This is a genomic window from Aureimonas sp. N4, from assembly GCF_001463925.1.
GTDB classification, from domain to species: Bacteria; Pseudomonadota; Alphaproteobacteria; order Rhizobiales; family Rhizobiaceae; genus Aureimonas; species Aureimonas ureilytica_A.
The window spans coordinates 1-20,969 of record NZ_BBWS01000010.1 but is presented as its reverse complement, the minus strand read 5'-3'; the positions used below and the strand labels follow the sequence as shown (position 1 = coordinate 20,969).

At 64.8% G+C, this 20,969-nt stretch carries 21 protein-coding genes and 3 tRNA genes; 9 read left to right on the top strand and 15 right to left on the bottom strand.

The window, feature by feature from the left end; genetic code table 11:
* Nucleotides 1-2 precede the first annotated feature (2 nt).
* Nucleotides 3-431, bottom strand: a complete 429-nt coding sequence (locus AUL28_RS03490) for a DUF4174 domain-containing protein (protein WP_058598950.1) — start codon at nt 429-431, stop codon at nt 3-5.
* A 137-nt stretch (nt 432-568) separates the two neighbouring features.
* Here AUL28_RS03490 and pncA point away from each other — a divergent pair, with 137 nt between their 5' ends.
* Nucleotides 569-1,198 (top strand): bifunctional nicotinamidase/pyrazinamidase, encoded by a 630-nt coding sequence (pncA, locus tag AUL28_RS03485; RefSeq protein ID WP_062216685.1) that lies wholly within the window; start codon nt 569-571, stop codon nt 1,196-1,198.
* Nucleotides 1,199-1,201: 3 nt separating this feature from the next.
* On the opposite strand, the gene AUL28_RS03480 is transcribed toward pncA, so the two are convergent.
* The 6 genes from AUL28_RS03480 to AUL28_RS03455 form a co-directional block, all read right to left on the bottom strand.
* Entirely contained in the window at nt 1,202-1,780 is a 579-nt protein-coding gene (locus AUL28_RS03480) for an NADPH-dependent FMN reductase (RefSeq protein WP_062230681.1), read from the bottom strand.
* A gap of 240 nt (nt 1,781-2,020) precedes the next feature.
* On the bottom strand, nt 2,021-3,643 hold the full coding sequence (locus AUL28_RS03475; RefSeq protein WP_082640226.1) for a peptide chain release factor 3: 1,623 nt from the start codon (nt 3,641-3,643) through the stop codon (nt 2,021-2,023).
* A 182-nt stretch (nt 3,644-3,825) separates the two neighbouring features.
* The gene (locus AUL28_RS03470) at nt 3,826-4,986 is read right to left on the bottom strand and encodes an SMP-30/gluconolactonase/LRE family protein (RefSeq protein WP_062230680.1); all 1,161 of its coding nucleotides are present in this window, start codon (nt 4,984-4,986) and stop codon (nt 3,826-3,828) included.
* A complete protein-coding gene (locus tag AUL28_RS03465; protein ID WP_082640225.1) occupies nt 4,983-5,285 on the bottom strand; it encodes a DUF2171 domain-containing protein in 303 nt (100 codons plus the stop codon). The genes AUL28_RS03470 and AUL28_RS03465 overlap by 4 nt, the downstream gene beginning before the upstream one ends.
* A gap of 122 nt (nt 5,286-5,407) precedes the next feature.
* Nucleotides 5,408-6,223: a transglutaminase-like domain-containing protein gene (locus tag AUL28_RS03460; protein ID WP_058598946.1), complete on the bottom strand. Its 816-nt coding sequence runs from the start codon at nt 6,221-6,223 to the stop codon at nt 5,408-5,410.
* A gap of 61 nt (nt 6,224-6,284) precedes the next feature.
* Nucleotides 6,285-7,217: a transglutaminase family protein gene (locus tag AUL28_RS03455; RefSeq protein ID WP_062230679.1), complete on the bottom strand. Its 933-nt coding sequence runs from the start codon at nt 7,215-7,217 to the stop codon at nt 6,285-6,287.
* A gap of 173 nt (nt 7,218-7,390) precedes the next feature.
* Here AUL28_RS03455 and AUL28_RS03450 point away from each other — a divergent pair, with 173 nt between their 5' ends.
* Together AUL28_RS03450 and AUL28_RS03445 are read left to right on the top strand one after the other, a co-directional pair.
* On the top strand, nt 7,391-9,544 hold the full coding sequence (locus tag AUL28_RS03450; RefSeq protein ID WP_062230678.1) for a glycoside hydrolase family 3 N-terminal domain-containing protein: 2,154 nt from the start codon (nt 7,391-7,393) through the stop codon (nt 9,542-9,544).
* Nucleotides 9,541-10,065, top strand: coding sequence for a hypothetical protein (locus AUL28_RS03445; protein ID WP_062230677.1), 525 nt, complete (start codon nt 9,541-9,543; stop codon nt 10,063-10,065). Before AUL28_RS03450 ends, AUL28_RS03445 begins: the two co-directional genes overlap by 4 nt.
* A 2-nt stretch (nt 10,066-10,067) precedes the next feature.
* Here AUL28_RS03445 and modC read toward each other — a convergent pair whose 3' ends face one another.
* From modC to AUL28_RS03420, 5 genes are all read right to left on the bottom strand, one after another.
* A complete protein-coding gene (gene modC / locus AUL28_RS03440) occupies nt 10,068-11,165 on the bottom strand; it encodes a molybdenum ABC transporter ATP-binding protein (RefSeq protein ID WP_062230740.1) in 1,098 nt (365 codons plus the stop codon).
* Nucleotides 11,162-11,866 (bottom strand): molybdate ABC transporter permease subunit, encoded by a 705-nt coding sequence (gene modB, locus AUL28_RS03435; RefSeq protein ID WP_062230676.1) that lies wholly within the window; start codon nt 11,864-11,866, stop codon nt 11,162-11,164. Before modB ends, modC begins: the two co-directional genes overlap by 4 nt.
* A 20-nt stretch (nt 11,867-11,886) precedes the next feature.
* Nucleotides 11,887-12,684 carry a molybdate ABC transporter substrate-binding protein gene (gene modA / locus AUL28_RS03430; protein WP_062230739.1) on the bottom strand — a complete coding sequence of 266 codons (798 nt, stop codon included), beginning with the start codon at nt 12,682-12,684 and terminating at the stop codon, nt 11,887-11,889.
* A gap of 215 nt (nt 12,685-12,899) precedes the next feature.
* Nucleotides 12,900-13,304 carry a hypothetical protein gene (locus AUL28_RS03425; RefSeq protein ID WP_192843388.1) on the bottom strand — a complete coding sequence of 135 codons (405 nt, stop codon included), beginning with the start codon at nt 13,302-13,304 and terminating at the stop codon, nt 12,900-12,902.
* A gap of 354 nt (nt 13,305-13,658) precedes the next feature.
* A tRNA-Thr gene (locus AUL28_RS03420) sits at nt 13,659-13,734 on the bottom strand.
* A gap of 170 nt (nt 13,735-13,904) precedes the next feature.
* On the opposite strand from AUL28_RS03420, the gene AUL28_RS03415 reads away from it, so the two are divergent.
* The gene (locus tag AUL28_RS03415) at nt 13,905-14,999 is read left to right on the top strand and encodes a TRAP transporter substrate-binding protein (protein ID WP_062230674.1); all 1,095 of its coding nucleotides are present in this window, start codon (nt 13,905-13,907) and stop codon (nt 14,997-14,999) included.
* 140 nt (nt 15,000-15,139) lie between these two features.
* A complete protein-coding gene (locus AUL28_RS03410) occupies nt 15,140-16,243 on the top strand; it encodes a TRAP transporter substrate-binding protein (RefSeq protein ID WP_244493402.1) in 1,104 nt (367 codons plus the stop codon).
* A 55-nt stretch (nt 16,244-16,298) separates the two neighbouring features.
* On the opposite strand, the gene AUL28_RS03405 is transcribed toward AUL28_RS03410, so the two are convergent.
* Both AUL28_RS03405 and AUL28_RS03400 read right to left on the bottom strand, forming a co-directional pair.
* Entirely contained in the window at nt 16,299-17,888 is a 1,590-nt protein-coding gene (locus tag AUL28_RS03405) for a TRAP transporter large permease (RefSeq protein WP_062230673.1), read from the bottom strand.
* A gap of 24 nt (nt 17,889-17,912) precedes the next feature.
* Nucleotides 17,913-18,452: a TRAP transporter small permease subunit gene (locus tag AUL28_RS03400; RefSeq protein WP_058634256.1), complete on the bottom strand. Its 540-nt coding sequence runs from the start codon at nt 18,450-18,452 to the stop codon at nt 17,913-17,915.
* Between the two features lie 188 nt (nt 18,453-18,640).
* On the opposite strand from AUL28_RS03400, the gene AUL28_RS03395 reads away from it, so the two are divergent.
* Entirely contained in the window at nt 18,641-18,832 is a 192-nt protein-coding gene (locus AUL28_RS03395) for a hypothetical protein (RefSeq protein ID WP_062230672.1), read from the top strand.
* A 7-nt stretch (nt 18,833-18,839) separates the two neighbouring features.
* On the opposite strand, the gene AUL28_RS03390 is transcribed toward AUL28_RS03395, so the two are convergent.
* On the bottom strand, nt 18,840-19,706 hold the full coding sequence (locus AUL28_RS03390; protein WP_062230671.1) for a TrmH family RNA methyltransferase: 867 nt from the start codon (nt 19,704-19,706) through the stop codon (nt 18,840-18,842).
* Nucleotides 19,707-19,923: 217 nt separating this feature from the next.
* Here AUL28_RS03390 and AUL28_RS03385 point away from each other — a divergent pair.
* The 3 genes from AUL28_RS03385 (at nt 19,924) to AUL28_RS03375 (ending at nt 20,769) form a co-directional block, all read left to right on the top strand.
* A tRNA-Tyr gene (locus tag AUL28_RS03385) sits at nt 19,924-20,008 on the top strand.
* Between the two features lie 21 nt (nt 20,009-20,029).
* Nucleotides 20,030-20,103 (top strand) — tRNA-Gly (locus AUL28_RS03380).
* 219 nt (nt 20,104-20,322) lie between these two features.
* Complete coding sequence (locus AUL28_RS03375; RefSeq protein ID WP_062230670.1) at nt 20,323-20,769, top strand: DUF2383 domain-containing protein; 447 nt, start codon at nt 20,323-20,325, stop codon at nt 20,767-20,769.
* Nucleotides 20,770-20,969: the final 200 nt, after the last annotated feature.

Here is a 20,969-nt window from a genome sequence, read left to right as displayed (position 1 = left end):
GGTCAGCGCTGCGAGCGCCGCATCGGCATGGCGTCGATGACGGCGTTCATGGCCTTGGGCTCGAACGGCGCGTCGCTGCGCCATTTCACGCCGCCATCCTTGCCGATCAGGATGGCTTCGAAATCTGGCTTGGCCCCCAAGCCGAAATGGCGGCGCAGCGCGGCCGCGCTGTGCTGCGCCTTCGGGTCTCCGTACAGAGCCTCGACCCGCTCGCCCGCGACGCTCAGCACCACGAGGTCGCGCTCCGACAGGGCTTCGCGATCCGACAGGAGGCGCTGCTTCTGCTGGGTGAGCGCGGGGTCGTTCGTCTCCGGCGCGAAGAGGATAAGGATGCGGTTCTTCCAGCGAAGGGCATCAAGATCGCTTTGGGCCGAGGCGGCGGACAGGCCCGCCATCAGGCTGATCGATGCCATGACGAGGGTCCATTTCATCGCCGTGTCCTCCACTCGGAACTCATGGAGGTCGAACCCGCGAAGGCTTCGCTTCGTTCCCGCTGCGCCGCAGCAGGTGCTTGGCAGGAGAGGGGTCTCCCGCTTAGCGTGAGCGGGTCTTTCAGAAGGGCGAATCCATGGACCTGACCCCGAGTGACCGCGACGCGTTGGTGGTGGTGGATGTGCAGAACGATTTCTGCCCGGGCGGCGCGCTGGCCGTGACTGAGGGCGATGCCGTCGTGCCGCTTGCCAATGCGCTGGGCCGGCGCTTCCGGCATGTGATCCTGACGCAGGACTGGCACCCAGCCGGCCACGCCTCCTTCGCCTCGACCCATGGCAAGACGCCGTTCGAGACGGTAGAACTGTCCTATGGCACGCAGGTTCTCTGGCCCGATCATTGCATTCAGGGGACGAACGGGGCGGAGTTCCACCACGGCCTCGACATTCCCCACGCGCGGGCGGTGATCCGCAAGGGCCTGAACCCTGCCGTCGACAGCTATTCGGGATTTCGCGAGGCGGATCGCGTGAGCCCCACGGGGCTGGCCGGATATGTCGGCGATCTTGGCGTCGACCGCGTGTTTCTCTGCGGCCTCGCCACGGATTTCTGCGTCGCCTGGACGGCGTTTGACGCACGCGAAGCAGGGCTGGAGGTCGTGGTGGTCGAGGATGCCTGCCGCGGCATCGATCTCGATGGTTCGCTCGCGCGCGCCCGAGCTGAGATGGACGCGCGCGGGATCGTCAGGATCGCGATGCGCGATCTGCCCTGAGGCTCAGGCCGCGTCGGGCTGGGCGTTGACCTTGGGCTCCGACGTGCGCTCGATCCACTGCACGAAACGGTCGACATAGCGCTGAAGGAAGGCCTTGGTCGCCTCGTCCGTCACCGAGCCATCCTCGGCGAAAAGCTCCGGCTTGTAGTGGAAATAGACTTCCGGCTGGCCCATGAGCACGATGTCCACGACGTTGAGCACGCTCTTCAGGTGGTTCTGGCCGATGCCAGCGCCGCCCGCGCCCGGCGAGGTGCCGACGAGACCGCCGGGCTTGGCCGCGAAGACGTTCTGGCCATAGGGGCGGGTACCCCAGTCGATGGCGTTCTTCAGGACGGCGGGGAAGGAGCGGTTATATTCGGGCGAGACGAAGAGCACCGCGTCGGCCGAGGCGATCTCGCTTTTCAGGCGGGCGACGGGCGCGGGCATGTCCGCCAGGAGATCGTCATTGTACATCGGCACGTCTCCGAGTTCGACGAAGTGAAATTCCAGCCGGCCTTCCGCGAGCTTGCCCAGCGACTGGGCGAATTTGCGGTTGATGGAATCCTTGCGGAGCGAGCCGACGAGAACGGCGACCTTTTTCATGCTGAGTCTCCCTTGCGATGCGAGTTGGGCGCAATGTTGCGGCGCGAAGGGGAACGGTCAACCTCACCCCGAGGAAACGGTGCGTCACCTCCGGCAGTCGCCGTCAGGCGTTTGCCGCCCACGCCATCGCCGCGAGGCGATTTCCGCCCAGGCCATCGTCTCACGGGCCGACGGCTCCGACAGGGGGAACTCGCGAAAAGGGCCGGAGGGCACCGATCGCGCCCGCCGGCTTCATCGACGTCAGACCGAAACCAGCTCGCGTGTCTCGTCGAAGGAGATGTCCGGGTTGCGCTCGCGGGCGTAGCGGAGTTCCCAATCGCTCTTGGGCAGGAAGACCGGCCGCTCGTCGCGATCGAGCGCGATGCTCATGCCGTTGTCCTTGATGAAGTCCTTGAGCTTGCGCTCCTCGGCCGAAGAAATCCACCGCGCGGTGGAATAGGGCACGGGCTCGAAGCCGATCTCGGTCTTGTATTCGCCCCGAATGCGCGAGGCGAGAACGTCGAGCTGGAGCGGGCCGACGACGCCGACGATCCAGTTCGAGCCGAACATCGGTTTGAAGACCTGCACGAGGCCTTCCTCGGCCAAGTCCTCCAGCGCGCGGCGCAGCTGCTTCATGCGCATCGTGTCTTCCAGGCGCACGCGGCGCATGACTTCGGGCGCGAAGGAGGGCAGGCCTGTGAAGCGGAAGGCCGCCCCTTCGGTCAGCGTGTCGCCGACGCGCAGCGTGCCATGGTTGGGAATGCCGATCACGTCGCCCGCGAAGGCTTCCTCCGTCAGCGCGCGCTCCTGCGCGAAGAAGTAGATCGGATTGTTGACGGCCAGCGGCTTGCCCGAGCGCACATGATTCAGCTTCATGCCGCGCTTGAAATGGCCCGAGCAGAAACGAACGAAGGCGACGCGGTCGCGGTGGTTCGGGTCCATATTGGCCTGAACCTTGAAGACGAAGGCCGAAACCTCGTCATTGGTCGGCTCGACCGGCCCCTTGTCGGAGGGCTGCGGGCGCGGCGGCGGGGCAAAGCGCGCGACGATGCGCAAGAGCTGATCCACCGAGAAGTCGCGCAGCGCGCTGCCGAAGACGACGGGCGTCAGATGGCCCTGGCGATAGGCGTCGGCGTCGAAGCTCGCATAGCCCTCGCGAGCGAGTTCCGCCTCTTCCGCGAAGCGCTCCAGCACGTGAGGCGCGATCATGGAGGTGAAGGCCGGGTCGTCCAGCCCTTCGACCTTCTTCAGACTGTCGCAGGGGCCGTTGGCGCGAGCCTTTGAGTAGATGAACTCGTCATGGGCGAAGTCGTAGCAGCCTTGAAAGTCGGTTCCCATGCCGACCGGCCAGACCTGCGGAGAGACGGTGAGCGCCAGCGCCTCCTCGATCTCGTCCAGCACCTCGAACGGGCTGCGGCCTTCGCGGTCCACCTTGTTGACGAAGGTGATGATCGGAATGTCGCGCAGGCGGCAGATCTCGAAGAGCTTGCGCGTTTGGGACTCGATGCCCTTGGCCGCGTCCACCACCATGATGGCGCTGTCGACGGCGGTCAGCGTGCGATAGGTGTCTTCGGAGAAATCCGAGTGGCCCGGCGTGTCGAGCAGGTTGAAGGTGATGCCCTCGCGCTCGAAGGTCATGACCGAAGAGGTGACGGAGATGCCGCGCGACTGCTCGATCTCCATCCAGTCGGACCGGGCGCGGCGGTTCTCGCCGCGCGCCTTGACCGCGCCGGCCATGTTGATGGCGCCGCCGGCGAGCAGCAGCTTTTCCGTCAGCGTCGTCTTGCCGGCGTCCGGGTGGGAGATGATGGCGAAGGTGCGACGGGCGGCATAGCCGGTCGGCACGGCGGACGCAGTCTGCGTCATGTCCGTTGCGGCGCTCATGATGAAGCCTTTTTCAGTCTCAAGGCCGCGAACTTGGCGCGGCGACAAACATTCCTGCCGTCTCCATGCCGTTTGCGGGCCTCGGCTGCAAGTCGGGCGAGGCTTTCCCTTGTTGTTGCCGTCGCACGGGTTGCAACGAAAAGGCCGGCAAAGCGCCGGCCTTTTCTACGAATTGCGCAGGCTCACTCGCCGAAGCTGATTCGCCAAAGCTGCGTTGGCAGGCTGGCCGGTGCGTCCGGTTTGAAGAAGGCGGAGTCCTGAATGCGCGAGGTCGTGACATAGACCGAGCCATCCGGCGCTTCGCTGAACGTATCGGGCCAGCGCAACCGCTCGTCCTTCACGAGGATTTCCGGCTTGCCCGATGGGCCGGCGGAAAGGTCGCGCCGTTTCACGGCATCTTCCTCCGGCGCGGTCACATACATGGCTCCGCTCTCGCGCCCGATCAGAAGCCCGTCCGCCACACCGTTCTCGCCGAAGGGCTCCACAGCGCCGGATACATCCTCTCCCTTCAGACCGGAGCCGATCAGCTTTTCAGTCGCGACGCGATAGAGTGTTTTGCCCTTGATCGCCTGCCAATAGAGATACTGGCCGTCCTTCGACAGGGCGATGCCATCGGCGGAGAACTCCACGCCGCGCCCATCGGGACGGCGCAGCACTTGGCCGTCGGCTTTGACCTCAACCCCCTTTTCGACCTGTGTGGACGGATGGCCGTCCAACACACGCTGGGCTTTTCCGCTTTCGAGATCCACCACCAGAAGCGCGCCCTTGGCACCGGAATCGGTGATGAAGGCGTGGCGACCGTCCGGCGAAAAGCGAACATCGTTGAGATATGAGCCCTGCGGCGCGGCCGTCTCGTCGAAAGCGATGGTCTGCCCGATCTGATTGGTCGCGAGATCAATGCGCACGAGCTTGGCGCCCTTCGGCACGAGAAGCGACTGCGCGGGCGCGGCGGCATCGAGCACCCAGACATGGCCGCGCCCATCGGCCACCACGCTCTGGACGCAGACCCAGTGCTGGCTGGCGTCCATCTTGTCCTTGCGCGCGTTGCGCCACGCGTTCCATTCGTCGCTCGGATAGGGCTTGAGCGTGCCGGCCTTGGTGAGTTCGGCGACGGATACGGGCGAATCCTCGGTCCAGCGTGGGAAGTTGACGAAGACGCGGCCATCCTCGGCAACGGTCACGCCCGTCACCTGATGGGGGAAATCGGCCAGCTTTTCGAGCTTGGGCGCAGCCTGTGCGGGCGAGGGCACTTGCGCGAAGGCGGCCGGCGAGACGGTGAGCAGCGCAGCAGCCATGAGCGCGGCGCGGATGCCGGTTTGCGGATGGTTCGGAAGGCGGCTCATGAGCCGACTCTCGCCGAGCGGGGCTCGGCGCCATGCTCATCATCCCCCGCCGTGGTGCCACCGACGCTTTCCACGCCCCATTCGTCGCGCGCCTGCGCGCCGGTCCGGTTCAGGCGGACCTTGCCATCTTCCACGCTTTCCACCGAGTCCACATGGATGAAGTGGTGTTCGCCCCTGGCGGCCGGGTCGGTGCGCGTCAGCTTCATACGCGCACCATCGAGGCGATCGACGGTTCCAACATGCTCCCCGTCGGAGCCGAGGATTTCCATATGTTCTCGAATCTGCGTGCTATCGGCCATGTCCTACCTATCCGATTGAAGTCCGAGCGCCCTGCGGCGCTATCGAAACTGCAATCGGGCAAGGGCTCGCCCGTTCCGTGCTCATGAGCCGGCTGACGAATCCGTCGCAGATCACCTCGCCGTCAGGCGTAGGCGAACGCTTCCTCGGTAACGACATGGAAATGCGAAAGGAGGGCAGGGCCGAAATTGGTGGACAGGGCGACGTCTGTCGCGTCCCGGCCTGTCGCCATCAGAATTCGGCCGATGCGCGGGAAATTGTGACGCGCGTCGAACGTGTACCAGCGGCCGCTGAGATAGACCTGGAACCAAGCGCTGAAGTCCATGGGAGCGGGCGAAAGAGGAACGCCGAAGTCGCCAAGATAGCCCGTGCAGTAGCGCGCGGGGATGTTGAGGCAGCGGCAGAGCGTGATCGCCAGATGCGCGAAATCGCGGCAAACGCCGGTGCGATCCGTGAACCCGCCATGCGCCGAGCGCGTGGAGTCGGCGTTCTGATAGTTGAAGGCGATATGGTTGTGCACGAAATCGCAGACGGCCTGCACTCGGCCCCAGCCCGGCGCGGTGTGCCCGAATTGCTGCCAGGCAAAGTTCGCGAGCTTGTCGGTGTCGCAATAGCGGCTGCCAAGAAGATAGACGAGCACCTCGTCGGGCAGGTCCTGAATTTCGTGCTGCACGGCGTTCCAGGCAACGGCGTCAGGCTCGCCGGAGTCGTAGATTTCGAAGCTCGTAGAAATATGCGTCGTGCCGGCCGGCGCGAGAATGCGCGTGCAGGAGTTGCCGAACCCGTCCGTGTAGGTCCAAGGCTGCACTTGCTGGTCGAAGTAAAGCACCTGCTCACTCAAAAGATCGACCCGTCGCGATGGGTGGATATTCAGGACGAGAAGCATGGGCGTGGGCTGCGCGCATTCATATCCCAGCGTGAAGCCTGCCTTGATCCGCATTCGTGAGTCCCCTTCGCGCGGCGCGGAGTGCGCCGTTTCGCTATGAAGGCACGAACGCTGCTTATGTTCCAATCTTTTTACAAATTGCCTCTTCGATAGGCAGTGTCCCTTCCAATCTACCTTCGGTGATGACGTTGACCTGCACCGTCATGCCGAGACTGTCGGCAGCGGCGCCGCTGAAGGTACCGGACAAGGGCGTCGCCTGCGTGGGGTCGCGGACCACGGCCACCCGGATCAGATCACGATTGCCGACGATGCCGTTGGTCGGGTCGAATTCGATCCACCCGGCGCCCGGCAGGAAAACCTGGCACCAGGCATGAGTGGCGCCGCCGCCCAGCGTATCCGACCCATCCCGATCCGGCACATAGATATAGCCGGTGACGAAGCGGGCGGCGAAGCCGAGCGAGCGAACGGCCTCCATCATGAACAACGCGAAGTCGCGGCAGGTGCCCTTGCGCAGCAGCAGCGTCTCGTAGGGCGTCTGCGTCCCTCGCTCGTGTCGGCGCGCATAGGAGAAGCACTCGCGGATCGCGTAGCACAGCGTCATCAGGAGCTTGCCCGTATCCGTGTGCCGGTCCCCGTGGGCGAGGAAGCGCCGCGCCCATTTGCCGACCTCGTCCTGCGGGTCGGGATAATGGCGCTCGATGGTCCGTCCGAGATCGAGCCGATCGTCCGCGCCATAGTCGAACGGATAGGTGAGGGCGGCCGGGTCGATCTGGAAGTCGGGCGCGGCCTGCGGGGCGTGATCCACCGTCAGCCGCGCGTCGAAGGACAGGCGCTTGGCCGGCGTGTCGAAGCGGACCAGAGCGACGCAGTTTCCGAAGACGTCGTGCATCCATCGAATGTCGGCCGGGGCCGGATCGATATCGAGCGTGGAGTTGAGAAGGCGCTGGTCGTAGCTGTCGCGCGGGCGAAACAGGAGCCTGTGCTCACCGAACGAGACCGGCCGAGCGTAGTAGAACACCGTCTTGTGACGAACCGAAAAGACGGCCATCCGCGCACCTCTCCCATGGACGAAAGACCATGCTTATCCATGGAGATGGTCAGCCGGCAAGCGGCCCGCGCCTGGGGCAGGCCCCTACGCGCGGCCTCATTCTCGTCGCAGGACCGGTTGATAGGCGGCCCATCGCCATGGTCCAAGACATCTCTCGAGACGGAGACCTGCCCATGTCCGCATCGCGCATCGACGCGCTTCTGTCGCAGATGACGCTGACGGAGAAGATCGGCCAGCTCAACATGCTGGCCGCCGGCTTTTCCGTCACCGGGCCGATTCTCGGCGGCGATGCGTCCGGCGCGGTGCGCGAGGGGCGGGCGGGGAGCCTCCTCAACGTCTTCGGCCCAAGATCTGTGCGCGATATCCAGCGCGTCGCGATCGAAGAATCGCGCCTGAAAATCCCGCTGCTGCTGGGCTTCGACGTGGTGCACGGGCATCGCACGGTGTTTCCCGTGCCGCTGGCCGAAGCCGCTGCCTTCGACCCGTCGCTTTGGGAGGCGACGGCGCGGGCGAGCGCGCGTGAAGCGGCCGTCGACGGCGTGGCGCTCACCTTCGCACCCATGCTCGACGTCTCGCGCGATCCGCGCTGGGGCCGCGTGGTCGAGGGCGCGGGCGAGGACCCTTACGTTCAGTCGCTGTTCGGCGCGGCCAAGGTACGCGGCTTTCAAGGGGACGATCTGTCCGATCCGAGGAGCGTGGCGGCCACCGTGAAGCATTTCGTCGCCTATGGCGCGGCCTCGGCGGGGCGCGACTATGCCTCGACCGACATGTCCGAGCGCACGCTGCGCGAAGCCTATCTGCCACCGTTTCAAGCGGCCATCGCGGCGGGCTGCGCGGCCGTCATGCCAGCTTTTTCCGATCTATCGGGCGTTCCGATGACGGCCAATGGCCCGCTCCTGAACGGCTGGCTGCGCGGCGAGGCGGGGTTCGATGGCGTCGTCATCAGCGATTACAACGCGATTGCGGAACTCGTCGCGCATGGCGTCGCGACCGATCTTACCGAAGCCGCCGCACTGGCGCTGAAGGCCGGGGTCGATATCGACATGATGAGCGGCGCTTATGAGCAAGGGCTGCCTCTTGCCCTGGAACGCGGGCTTGTGACCCTTGGCGAGATCGAGACGAGCACGCGCCGCGTCCTGGCGCTGAAGGAGCGTCTCGGCCTCTTCGACGATCCGATGCGCGGGCTTGCGCCCGGCGGTGAGGGCGCCGGGGCGCTTCTGCCCGAGCACCGCCCGCTGGCGCGCGAGGCGGCGCGGCGCTCGGCCGTGTTGCTGAGCCATCGCCGTTCGGTTCTGCCCCTGTCCGAGCGTCCGCAGCGGATCGCTATGGTCGGCCCCTTGGCCGATGCGGCGACGGACATGATGGGAAGCTGGTCCGGCGCGGGGGAGGCGGGCGAGTGCGTCACCTTTCTGCAAGGGCTGCGTGAGGCCAGGCCGGACTGCGCCATTTCCCACGCGCGCGGCGTCGGTGTGGACGAGGCGGAAGAGGGCGGGCCGGAAGCGGCGCTGGCCTTCTGCCGCGAGGCCGATCTCGTGATCCTGGCCATCGGCGAGGCGCGCGACATGAGCGGCGAAGCCGCAAGCCGCACGGGGCTCGACCTGCCGGGTGATCAAGCCAATTTCGCCCGCGCCGTTCTCGATCTCGGCCGGCCGACCGTCGTGCTCCTGTCCTCCGGCCGGCCGATCGCCGTGCCTTGGCTTTTTGCCCGCGCCGATGCGGTTCTGGCGACATGGTTCCTCGGCAGCGAGGCCGGTCATGCAGTCGCCGATCTTCTGACCGGGCGCGCCTCGCCTTCGGGCCGACTGCCGATCACCTGGCCGCGCTCGGTCGGGCAGGTGCCGATCTTCTTCGGCGAACGGCCATCGGGCCGGCCCGCATCCGATGGGCACTATACCAGCAAATATATCGACCTGCCGACGACGCCGCTCTTCGCCTTCGGCCATGGTCTGACCTATGGACAGGTCCGCTATGCCTCGCTCACCGTCGAGCCGAAGCGGCCGAAGGGCAACGAGACGATCACCGTCGCGGTCGATCTCGCCAATGACGGCGAGCATCTGGCGGAGGAAACGGTCTTCCTGTTCGTGCGGAAGCCCGTGGCGCGCGTCGCCCGGCCGCTGCTCGAACTCAAAGGCTTCAATCGCCTGGCGCTGCGTCCGGGCGAGGAGGCCCGCACGATGCTGACGCTGCCCGTGGCCGCGCTCGCCTTTCCCGGCCCTGATCTGACGCCCTCCGTCGAGCCGGGCGAATACGAAATCCTCGTCGGCCCCTCGGCCGACCGCACGCGGCTTCTACGCCAGACCATCCAGATCGAGGAAGGCGGATCATGAAAGGCGTGACGAGTGGTCCGACACGCCGCGCGGTTCTGGCTGGTGGGCTGGCGTTGGCTGGCGGGGTCGTGGCCCGTCCCTGGGGCGCACAGGCCAACAGCATGGAGACTCGGACGATTCTTCTCGTCACCGTGCCCGGCCGCCGCGCCGAGGCAGCCTGGATGCGCGTAGGCCCGCTTCTCCAGGCGGCGGGGCGTGCGCCCGGCCTCGCCGATTGGCTGATCGCGGATGGCTATCGGCCGGCCGGCTTCAGGGGCCGCCTCATTACCCCGGCCGCTTTGTTGGAGCTTGCACCCGCACGGCTGGCTGGACTTCTCGCCGATCCTAAATTGGCGCAGATCACATCAACCAGTATTCCTGTCCGACAAGACACACAGGATTGGGCGACGGCCTTTGCGGCTCTTTTGCGCGAGCCCGTCGCCTTTGCGTCCTGCGTGGTCGCAGTGGATGAAAGCCCGCCCGCCGCCATCGATCCGTTGGCGGCTGCGCTGAAGCCGCTGGCGACGCTGCGCTTCGTCTGAGATCAGTCCTCTGGCCGGCGCTCGCCGGCCGGGCGGAAGGCCACCGCCTTGACCACGGCATAGACCGTGGTGCCGGGATGCAGGCCGAGTTCGTCGAACGAGCGGCGCGTGATGCGCGCGAGGATTTCGTCGCCGGCGCAATCCAGCACCAGATCCATGCCGCTGGGGCCATCGGGCCGGACGGACACGATCCGTCCGCGCGCGACATTCAGCGCGCTGATACCCTCCGGCGCTCGTGTCGCGATCATCACGTCGCGCGCGCGGATGCGCAGCCGCAGAGGACTGCCGATTCGAGCGGCGACGGTGGGGAGATGAAACCGCGCGCCTGCCAATGCGACGGTGGTCAGTCCATAGGATGGGTCATGCGAGACGACCTGTGCATCGAGTTCTCGGCCCGGCTCCTGATCGGCTGCGAGCGGAAACAGGTCGAGACGATCCATCACGCCGGCAGCCGGCCCGTCGGCGACGACGCGACCGTCAGCGAGAACCACCAGATGCGAGGCGAGACGGCGTACTTCGGAAACGGAATGGCTGACATAGAGGATCGGCATGCCCGCTTCGTCGCGCAGCCGTTCGATATAGGGGATGATCTCCGCCTTCCGCGCTTCGTCCAGTGCCGCCAGCGGTTCGTCCATCAGGAGAAGGCGAGGGTTGGTCAGAAGCGCGCGGCCGATGGCGACCCGCTGCTTTTCGCCGCCCGAGAGGCGCTGAGGACGGCGCGCGAGAAGCGATGACAGGCCGAGGAGATCGACCACGCCGTCGAAATCCGTGCGTCGTTCCGCCCAAGGGGCGAACCATCGGCCGAAGACAAGGTTCTGTCGAACCGTCAGATGGGGAAACAGGCGCGCGTCCTGGAAGACATAGCCGATCCGGCGTCGATGGGCGGGGACGAACAGTCCGGTCTTCGTATCGGCCAGCACACGGTCTCCCATCGCAATCCGCCCCTCATTCGGCCGCGTGAGGCCAGCGACGAGATTCACCAGCGAGGTCTTGCCCGAGCCCGAGCGTCCGAACAGCGCGGTCAGCCCGCCTTCGGCGCGGAAGGCGATGTCGAGTTGAAACGCGCCGAGGCGTTGACGCACGGACACATCGAGGCTCATGCAGAGCCGACGCGTCGGCTGAGCCGCGTCGCCAGCCATTCGGAGGCGATCAGTGCGGCCATGGAGAGAGCGACGGAGAGTGCCGTCAGGCGCAGCGCCGCCGCGTCGCCGCCCGGTACTTGGGTGAGCGTATAGATCGCGGCCGGAAGCGTCTGCGTTTCGCCGGGAATGTTGGAGACGAAGGTGATGGTCGCGCCGAATTCGCCCATCGCCTTGGCGAAACCCAGAATGAGGCCCGCCAGAATGCCGGGCAGGGCGAGGGGCAGGGTCACGAGAAGGAACACCCAGACTGGGCCCGCGCCGAGCGTCGCGCCGGCATCCTCCAGCCGGCGGTCGATCGCCTCCAGCGACAATCGAATGGCCCGCACCATCAGCGGAAAGCCCATCACGGCGGAGGCGAGCGCGGCGCCGGTCCAGCGGAACGAGAAGACCAGTCCGAACCAGGACTCGAAGAACACGCCCAGCGGCCCGCGCCGCCCGAACAGCAGCAGCAGAACGTAGCCCGTGACCACCGGGGGCAGAACCAGCGGCAGATGAACGAGACCGTTCAGCAGCGCCTTGCCAGGAAAGCGGGTGCGCACGAGGAGCCAGGCAACCAGGAGCGCGAAGGGCAGGCTGGCCAGCGTCGCGACGCTCGCCACGCGAAGGCTGAGCCGCACGGCCGTCCATTCGTCCGCGCTGAAGCCCCACGCTGTTTCCATGCCTCGACCTCGCCCGACGCTTACGGGCGGGCCGGATCGAGGATCGTGAAACCCTGTTTCCGAAACAGCGCGGCGGCGGCGTCGCTTTTCAGAAAGGTGAGAAAGGCTTCGGCTTGCGTCGAGTTCGTGTCCGCCGTCAGGGCAAAGGGATAGACAATCGGCTCGTGCGAATCGGCGTGAAAGGTCGCGACGATTCGAACACTCGGGTCGGACACCGCGTCCGTCTTATACACGATGCCGAGCGGCGCTTCGCCGCGAGATACGAGGAGCAGCGCGGCGCGCACGTTTTCGGCCTGTGCCACGCTGCCTTCCACATCGCTCCAGACGCCGAGCTTTTGCAGCGAGGCTTTGCCATATTTGCCCGCCGGCACCGAATCCACATTCGCCATGGCGAGCTTGCCCCCTGAAAGCATCGAACGGAGCGGAAAGCCCGATGCGATCTCGGCCGAGACAGTCGAGTTTGCCGGTGCGATCAGAACCAGATCGTTTCCGAGAAGATCGACGCGGCTGTCCGGCCGGATCAGCTTGCGCCCCGTGAGATAGTCCATCCAGGCGAGATCGGCGGAGGCGAAGAGATCGGCCGGCGCGCCGGCCTCGATTTGCTTCGCGAGCGCTGAACTCGCGGCATAGGACAATGTCGCGCCGGAGCCGCCGGCCTGCTTCCAAGCCGCATTCGCATCGTCCAACGCGTTCTTGAGGCTCGCGGCCGCAAAGACCACGGGAGCCTTGTCCTGCGCGTGAGCGGGAGCCTGGCACAGCCCGCCGATCACGAGGGCCACGGCAGTCAAAAGACGAAACAGGCATCTACGATTCGTCACGGACGACCCCTCAGCTGATCCGATATGTCCGAATGGATATAGCGGAGCCCGCCATTCGAAAAGGGGCGTCATCCCCGAAACGAAGCCGCAAACGCGAAAGGCCAGCCCGAAGGCTGGCCTTTCCGAATGGTGAGTTGGGAAGGAACGCGAGAAGGGGAGACGATCGATTTCGCGAAGACGGACCATCTCCGCCCGAGATCGGGCCTCGCGTGCCGTCAGAGGCTTTTCAAAGTCGCGTCCGTGCCGACGATGGCGCCGCCGCCATTGTCGCCGGCCTGAATGGCGGTCACCGTGCCGATGCCCGGCGCGGACGAGCCGATCTTCAGGCGAACGAGATTGTCGCGCGTCGCGACGATCGCCTCGTTCCGGAAGATCGACACGATCTGATAATCGCTTGCCTGAAGCTGCGCAGCGGACGCGACGAGTTCCACCGGCATCGGAACCGGAATGGCGGGCGGGCCGGCTTCAACCGTCTCGACGGCATGGGCGGGCGACTGCGTCAGAAGATAGGCCCCACCGGCCCCTGAAACGATGGCGAACATCGTGGCGCAGCCGGCCAGAATCTTGACCTTGCGCGACAGGCCGCGCTTGGTCGTCGGCTCGCCGGTCTCGACCTTCACGGCTTTCGTTTTCGTTTTTTTGGCCATCGATAGGCTCCATCAGCATGTTCAGCGTGGGGCCAGATTGGCCACCGGCCGTTCAGGTGGGATGGAAAAAACCGTTAAAGATCGAACCAACTGATCAGTAACGGCCACGCCATTTGCATGTCTGCCGCCTATGGCGAAAACATGCTTGCTCTCATTGGCGGGTTTTATTGAAAATACGATTCAATCAATATTGGTGAGGGTCAGAAGAAGAGGCAAGGCTCGACCGAGACATCGGGAGCAAACTGCCATGCTCAGAAATTTACCCGACGCCGTCAAACGCGGGAAAAACCACAGAGATCAACGATGAAGGGGAAGTTTGTGGACCCGTGGTGCCGGCTGCAGGGCTCGAACCCGCGACCCCCTGATTACAAATCAGGTGCTCTACCAGCTGAGCTAAGCCGGCCACGACGCGTCCATATCACGATGTCCGGCGGATGACACCTCTAATTTTCGATCGCGCAAGTTTCGTGTAGGGAAAGAGCGACGCGGCCACTCTCATCGGCCGCGCGAGGTTGGCAGAGATTGCACCGGCCTAGGCTTTCCATCACGAGCCGGGCCGCTGGGGGGAATTCCATGGATCGTCGTACATTCATTCGGTCGGCCGGGCTGACGGCCGGCGCCAGCCTGACGCTGGCGGCACCCGCCTTGGCGCAAGGCACGCCGGATCTGCGCTGGCGCATGACGTCGAGCTTTCCGAACACGCTCGACACGCTGTTCGGCTCGTCGCAGCTTTTCTCCAAAACGGTGTCGGACCTGACCGACGGCAAGTTCAAGATCGACGTGTTTCCGGCCGGCGAGCTCGTACCCGGCCTTCAGGCGCTCGACGCCGTGCAGGGGGGCACGGTCGAGGCGGCGCATACCGTTCTCTATTACTACGTCGGCAAGGATCCGACCTTTGCCATCGGCTCGGCCATCCCCTTCGGCCTCAACGCCCGCCAGCAGAATGCCTGGCTCTATAATGGCGGGGGCAACGAAGCGGTGAACGCGTTCCTTGCCGATTACGGCGTGGTGGCGCATCCCGGCGGCAACACCGGCACGCAGATGGGCGGCTGGTTCCGTAAGGAAATCAACTCGCTGGCCGATCTTCAGGGTCTGAAGATGCGCATCGCCGGCATCGCGGGCCAAGTGCTCGCCCCGCTCGGCGTCGTCGCGCAGCAGCTGGCCGGCGGCGACGTGTATCCGGCGCTGGAGCGCGGCACGCTGGACGCGACCGAGTTCGTCGGCCCCTATGACGACGAGAAGCTCGGCTTCTATCAGGTTGCCCCGTACTACTATTACCCGGCTTTCTGGGAAGCGGGGCCGACCGTCCACTACATCTTCAACAAGGCCAAGACCGAGGAACTGCCGGCGACCTACCGAGCGGCACTGGAGGCGGCTTCCACCGTCTGCAACACGCGGATGCTCGCCGATTACGACGTGAAGAACATGCGCGCGATTCGCTCGCTCGTGGGCAAGGGCGTGCAGCTTCGCCCGTTGCCGCGCGATGTGCTCGACGCGGCCTATGGGTCGGCCCAGCAGCTCTACGCCAAGCTCGACGCGTCGAACCCGAAGTGGAAGGCGATGTACGATCCGTGGAGCCAGTTCCGCACGCAGATCTACGAGTGGTTCCGTGTCGCGGAATACACGAACGACACCTATGTCTATTCCCAGCAGGCCGCCGGGAAATAAGCCGGGCTTCGTGATCTCGTCAGAGGCGGTCCGCCGCCTCTGACACGCTTTCGTGAAGGTACCGACGCGCCTTGCGTGTGGAGCTGATGTCCTCCCAGAATGCCATGCCCCGCGGAGGGGGTGTTCAGGGAGGACTCGGCGTGGATCGTCGTAAATTCATTTTCAAGGCGGGCTTGGCGGGTGGCGCGTTGGCGACCGGCTCGGCACTCGCCAAGCCGGCCTTGGCGCAGAGCGCACCGGAAATTCGCTGGCGTCTGACGTCGAGCTTTCCCAACACGCTCGATACGATCTTCGGCGGCGCGGAGGTTCTCTCCAAGACCATTTCCGAAATGACGGATGGTCGCTTCAAGATCGACGTGTTTCCGGCCGGCGAACTCGTGCCGGGCCTTCAGGCGCTCGACGCCGTGCAGGACGGCACGGTCGAGGCGGCGCACACGGCCTGTTATTATTACGTCGGCAAGGACCCGACCTTCGCGATCGGCGCGACCATTCCCTTCGGCCTCAATGCGCGCCAGCAGAATGCCTGGCTCTACCATGGCGGCGGCAACGAGCTGTTCGACACGTTCCTGGCCGGATACGGCGTGAAGGGCCTGCCGGGCGGCAATACGGGCGTCCAGATGGGCGGCTGGTTCCGCAAGGAGATCAACTCGCTGGCCGATCTCAAGGGCCTCAAGATGCGCATTGCGGGCCTTGCGGGCCGGGTGATGGAGCCGCTCGGCGTCGTGCCGCAGCAGCTGGCCGGCGGTGACATCTATCCCGCGCTGGAACGCGGGACGATCGACGCGACGGAATGGATCGGCCCTTATGACGACGAGAAGCTCGGCTTCTATCAAGTCGCCCCGTATTACTATTACCCGGCCTTCTGGGAGGGCGGGCTGACCGTCCATTTCCTCTTCAACAAGGAGCGCTACGAGACGCTGCCGGCAAGCTACAAGGTGGCGCTGGATACGGCCGCGAAAGCCGCCAATATCAACATGCTGGCGCTCTACGACGTGAAGAACATGCAGGCGATCCGCTCGCTCGTCGGCAAGGGCGTTCAGCTGCGCCCGCTGCCGCGCGACATTCTGGACGGCGCCTACGATTCGGCGATGAAGCTTTACGCTTCGCTGTCGGAGAGCAATCCGAAGTGGAAGGCGATCTACGACCCTTGGAAGACGTTCCGCTCGCAGAGCTACGAGTGGTTCCGCGTCGCGGAATATTCCTATGACACCTATGTCTATTCGCAGCAGGCGGCAGGTAGATAGGGTCGCGCTCCGACAGAACAAAAAAGCCGGCGGGAGACCGCCGGCTTTTTTGTTGTCACGGCTGCGTCGCCGGAGCGCCGAAGCTGGGCGCGGGGGCCGGAGCGGGGGAAGCCGGCTGCCCGAAGGACGGCGCGGCCGGCTGGCCGAAGCTAGGTGCCGGCGCGGGAGCGCCGAAGCTGGGCGCTGCGGGCTGACCGAAGCTCGGGGCCGCTGGCTGGCCGAAGCTCGGCGCGGCTCCCGGCGCGGGCGCGCCGCCCGGTGCTGGCATTCCGGGCATCGGGACGTTGAGCTGGATGGTGCTCGGGTCCACCACGGCTTCCTTTTTGAGGAAGTAGGTCACCGACTGCGGCCAGAGAATCAGCACCAGCACGAGAATGAGCTGGAGGCCGAGCCAGGGAATGGCCCCAAGATAGATGTCGGAGGTCTTCACGTTGGGCGGGGCGATGCCGCGCAGATAGAACAGCGCAAAGCCGAAGGGCGGGTGCATGAAGGCCGTCTGCATGTTCACGCAGAGCAGCACGCCGAACCAGACGAGATCGATGCCGAGCGAGTCCGCTACCGGCGCCAGAAGCGGCACGATGATGAAGGCGATTTCGAAGAAGTCGAGGAAGAAGGCGATGAAGAAGATGAAGATGTTGACGAAGATCAGGAAGCCCACGACCCCGCCGGGGATGTGAGACAGGAGATATTCGATCCAGTGGCCGCCATCCATCCCTTGGAAGACGAGGCTGAAGACGGTGGAGCCGATCAGGATGAAGACGACCATGGCGGTGAGGCGCATGGTCATCGCCATGGCTTGACGCGTCAGCGACCAGGACAGACGGCCGTGCAGCGCCGCGAGGAGAATCGCCCCGACCGAGCCCATCGCGCCCGCTTCCGTCGGCGTCGCAAGGCCCATGAACATCGTGCCAAGCACGAGGAAGATCAGCGCCAGCGAGGGCACCATGCCCTTGGCCACCTGCCAGAGCAGCTCGCGCCCGCTCTTGGTGCGCGCTTCGGGCGGCAGCGGCGGCATGCGATGCGGCTGAATCTTCGAGACGACGAAGATGAAGCCGAGGAACAGGGCGATCTGGAGGAGCGATGGGCCGATCGCGCCGGCATACATGTCGCCGACCGAGCGGCCGAGCTGGTCGGCCAGAATGATCAGAACCAGCGAGGGCGGGATCACCTGCGTGATCGTGCCCGACGCCGCGATGACGCCGGTCGCCAGCCGCATATCGTAGCCGTAGCGCATCATCACGGGCAGCGAGACGACGCCCATCGCGATCACGGACGCGGCGACCGTGCCGGTGATGGCGCCGAGCACCGCGCCGACGATCACGACCGCATAGGCGAGGCCGCCCGGAACCGGCCCGAAGAGCTGGCCGGAGCCCTCGAGCAGGTCTTCCGCCAGCCCGCAGCGCTCCAGAATCGCGCCCATGAAGGTGAAGAAGGGGATTGCGAGCAGCAGATCGTTCGAGATCGTGCCGTAGAAGCGCAAGGGCAGCGCGTTCAGAAGCGCAGGGCTGAAATGGTCGAAGACCACGCCGAGCACGCCGAACAACATGCCGACGGCAGCCAACGAGAACGCCACCGGAAAGCCCAGCAGCAGAAAGACGATCATCGCGCCGAACATCATCGGCGGCATCGGACCGTATTCAAACATGAAAATGTCCCCCCGGACGCCGAGTTACTGAAGCGGCTTTTCGTATTTGGTTTCGAGCGTGATCAGGCCGTTCAGCGCCGCAAGGCGCTTGATCAGCTCGGACAGGCCCTGAAGGAACAAGAGCCCGAAGCCGAGCGGCAGGGTGAGCTTCGCTGGCCAGAGAATGAGGCCGCCCGCATTCATCGACGCTTCGCCCGTGACGAAGGAGCGCCAGAAGAAGGGGAAGGTCAGCCAGAAAAGATAGCCGATCACCGGCAGGAACAGGACGACGAAGCCGAAAATGTCGATCAGCAGCCGTCCGCGCACCGAAAGCATGGAATAAACAAGATCGACGCGTACATGCTCGTTCATGCGCAGCGTATAAGCTGCGCCCAGGAGAACGATCGCCGCGAACATGTACCACTGGATTTCCAGGAGGCCGTTCGAGCTCATGTTCAAGGTGTATCGCAACAGCGCGTTACCGGCGCTGATCAGAACCGCGATCAGGACCAGATAGTCCGCGATCACGGCGAAGCCGGCCGACAGCCGGTCTATGCACTGGCTGACGAAGAGAAGTGCTTTCATCCGTTCCCCCCAAGGACTCCCCCGCGCGAGTCCACACGCGGAAGGTGACGAGCCTGTCATCCCTCGCATGGTTTATGAAGTGTGGCCTATGCCACAAGCCCCGGATAATGCCAGCCTTTTTACCGTAAGCCACGGGCGCTAAAAGGCGAGCCGAGGCAGGCAGCCAGCGATCTGACGGGAATGTGACGATGACACTGGAGAAGCGGGTGGAGCGGCAGCGGCGTCTGGTAAGCACGCTGGAGCAGCGGCTTCTGTTTGAGCGTCTCGTGTTGCAACGTTTGGAAGGACGCCAGAGCCGGGACGAAGCGCCCGAGCCCACCGAGCCCCTCGCGAACTTGGGGGATGTGTATCGGGCGGCCTGCCGGCGCGCCGCCCGATAGGGTTGGGTCAGCCGCGCTGCGCGCTGCCCATGAAGCGACGCGCCGCATAGAGCGCGACGGCGGCGGCATTGGAGACGTTGAGCGAGCGAATCGCGCCGGGCATTTCCAGCCGCGTGAGCACCGAGACGGTCTCGCGCGTCTTCTGACGCAGGCCCTTGCCTTCCGAACCGAGCACAAGGGCGATTCGTGTTCCGCTCAATGCAGGTTCGAGTTCGCCTTCGCCTTCCGAATCGAGCCCGATCGTCTGGAAGCCGAGTTCGGCTATCTCGTTCAGCGCATCGGCGAGATTGGTGATCTGGACATAGGGTATGAATTCGAGCGCGCCGGAAGCCGACTTGGCGAGAACGCCCGATTCCTGCGGCGAGTGGCGGCTGGTGGTCACCACAGCGCCCGCGCCGAAGGCCACGGCCGAGCGCAGTAGCGCGCCGACATTATGCGGGTCCGTCACCTGATCCAGGACCAGAATCAGGTCGCTTGCGCCCAGATCCGACAGGCGCTTGGCGCGAAGCGGATCGGCCTCCAGCATCACGCCCTGGTGTACGGCGTCGCTGCCCAGCTCTGAATCGAGGAAGCGCGGCTCCACGATTTCGAGCGGGCAGGGCGGGTTCGCCTCGTCGATTTCGAGACGGTTGAGGGCGTTGCGCGTCGCATAGAGGCGATGCAGCACGCGCTCGCGATTGCCGAGAGCCGCTTCCACCGTGTGGATGCCATAGAGCCTCACGCGGTCGGCCGGGCCGGGTTTGCCGGGCCGGGGCGCGGGTTTCTTGCGCGAATCGGCGGGGAGGGGGCCTCGTGTGCGCTCGCGATGGGCGCGTCGAAGCTTGGCGTAATGCGCATCCTTGGGGGTGCGCGAGGATGGGGTGTCGTCGCTCATGCCTCTTTCTAGAGCATGGAGGGGCCGTCTGAATAGGCTGTGTGCGCTCGAAAGCCCGGCTGCGCGGGCTTTCGGTAGCGCCTGAGCACCGCTTCGAAACGAGCTTGCGGCTTGTTTGTGAAGACGTGTTGACAGGCGCGGCGCGGCGCTGCATAAGGCCGGCACACGAAGCGACGGCGAGCCGAACGCTTCCTGCTTCTAGACCCTGAAGCAGTATGGAGGGATGCCCGAGTGGTTAAAGGGGACGGACTGTAAATCCGTTGGCTTAGCCTACGTTGGTTCAAATCCAACTCCCTCCACCATATGTTCCAGGGAATACGAATGCGGGTATAGCTCAGTGGTAGAGCAGCAGCCTTCCAAGCTGAATATGCGGGTTCGATTCCCGCTACCCGCTCCATATCGCTGACGCGAAATCAGAAGGGTTTTGATCGGTTCTCAGCAAGACCGAGACGGATCTGTAGTCCATCCCACGTCCGAATCGATCATGCATGATGGCATGACGCAAAGGCTGTTTGGCTGCGCCTGTTGGTCTCCTAACATTGCGCGATTACCAAAGCCGTTCGGAACGGTCGATCCGCTCGCTTCTTCTCCTTGGACTTCCAACAAGGAGAGACCCATGGTCACGACGGTCGGAACCGAATCCACGTTCGACAAGATGGTGCAGAATCTGCTGATCCTCGAACATGACGCCATGTCCGCCTATCAGGCGACGATCGACCGGCTTGAAGACCCTGCCTCGCGCGAAAAGATCGCGGCCTTCAAGCAGGATCACGAAGCTCATGCGCGGGAACTGCGACGCATGGCCTCACCGCTCGGGATCGAGGCGCCCACGGAAGGCGACGCCAAGGAACTGCTGACCAAGGGCAAGGTCGTTCTGGCCGGTCTCGTCGGCGATCGGACCGTATTGAAAGCCATGGCGACCAACGAGATCGAGACCAAGATGGCCTATGATCAGGCCTCCAGGAACGACGCCGCACCCGCCGAAGCGCGGGCCTATTTCCAAAAAGCCTTCGCGGACGAAGACCGCCACAAACAATGGATGGACGCAGCCGCCGCCACCTGATCCGACGGGACTGCAAGGAACGATGGAACTGCGGGAATGAAGGGACTTGCCAGGAGGCAGGTCCCTTTTTCGGTTGAGAACACAATTTCAGCCGATGTTTTCACCTTTCGTTAGGGACGGCGATTCGGGCGGTGCTTGTGTTTCACGAGCGCACTCGCTATGTCGCGGCCCTGTTTTCACAGGCTCCGCAAGGTAGACAG

Bases quoted from the DNA above. Each gene is read 5' to 3' on its own strand.
- AUL28_RS03445 (WP_062230677.1), top strand. From the start codon at position 9,541: ATGAAAGGCGTGACGAGTGGTCCGACACGCCGCGCGGTTCTGGCTGGT.
- modC (WP_062230740.1), bottom strand. From the start codon at position 11,165: ATGAGCCTCGATGTGTCCGTGCGTCAACGCCTCGGCGCGTTTCAACTC.
- pncA (WP_062216685.1), top strand. From the start codon at position 569: ATGGACCTGACCCCGAGTGACCGCGACGCGTTGGTGGTGGTGGATGTG.
- AUL28_RS03400 (WP_058634256.1), bottom strand. From the start codon at position 18,452: ATGAAAGCACTTCTCTTCGTCAGCCAGTGCATAGACCGGCTGTCGGCC.
- AUL28_RS03470 (WP_062230680.1), bottom strand. From the start codon at position 4,986: ATGAGCCGCCTTCCGAACCATCCGCAAACCGGCATCCGCGCCGCGCTC.
- AUL28_RS03475 (WP_082640226.1), bottom strand. From the start codon at position 3,643: ATGAGCGCCGCAACGGACATGACGCAGACTGCGTCCGCCGTGCCGACC.
- AUL28_RS03465 (WP_082640225.1), bottom strand. From the start codon at position 5,285: ATGGCCGATAGCACGCAGATTCGAGAACATATGGAAATCCTCGGCTCC.
- AUL28_RS03455 (WP_062230679.1), bottom strand. From the start codon at position 7,217: ATGGCCGTCTTTTCGGTTCGTCACAAGACGGTGTTCTACTACGCTCGG.
- AUL28_RS03490 (WP_058598950.1), bottom strand. From the start codon at position 431: ATGAAATGGACCCTCGTCATGGCATCGATCAGCCTGATGGCGGGCCTG.
- AUL28_RS03480 (WP_062230681.1), bottom strand. From the start codon at position 1,780: ATGAAAAAGGTCGCCGTTCTCGTCGGCTCGCTCCGCAAGGATTCCATC.
- AUL28_RS03405 (WP_062230673.1), bottom strand. From the start codon at position 17,888: ATGTTTGAATACGGTCCGATGCCGCCGATGATGTTCGGCGCGATGATC.
- AUL28_RS03450 (WP_062230678.1), top strand. From the start codon at position 7,391: ATGTCCGCATCGCGCATCGACGCGCTTCTGTCGCAGATGACGCTGACG.
- AUL28_RS03415 (WP_062230674.1), top strand. From the start codon at position 13,905: ATGGATCGTCGTACATTCATTCGGTCGGCCGGGCTGACGGCCGGCGCC.
- AUL28_RS03460 (WP_058598946.1), bottom strand. From the start codon at position 6,223: ATGCGGATCAAGGCAGGCTTCACGCTGGGATATGAATGCGCGCAGCCC.
- AUL28_RS03390 (WP_062230671.1), bottom strand. From the start codon at position 19,706: ATGAGCGACGACACCCCATCCTCGCGCACCCCCAAGGATGCGCATTAC.
- AUL28_RS03395 (WP_062230672.1), top strand. From the start codon at position 18,641: ATGACACTGGAGAAGCGGGTGGAGCGGCAGCGGCGTCTGGTAAGCACG.
- modB (WP_062230676.1), bottom strand. From the start codon at position 11,866: ATGGAAACAGCGTGGGGCTTCAGCGCGGACGAATGGACGGCCGTGCGG.
- AUL28_RS03375 (WP_062230670.1), top strand. From the start codon at position 20,323: ATGGTCACGACGGTCGGAACCGAATCCACGTTCGACAAGATGGTGCAG.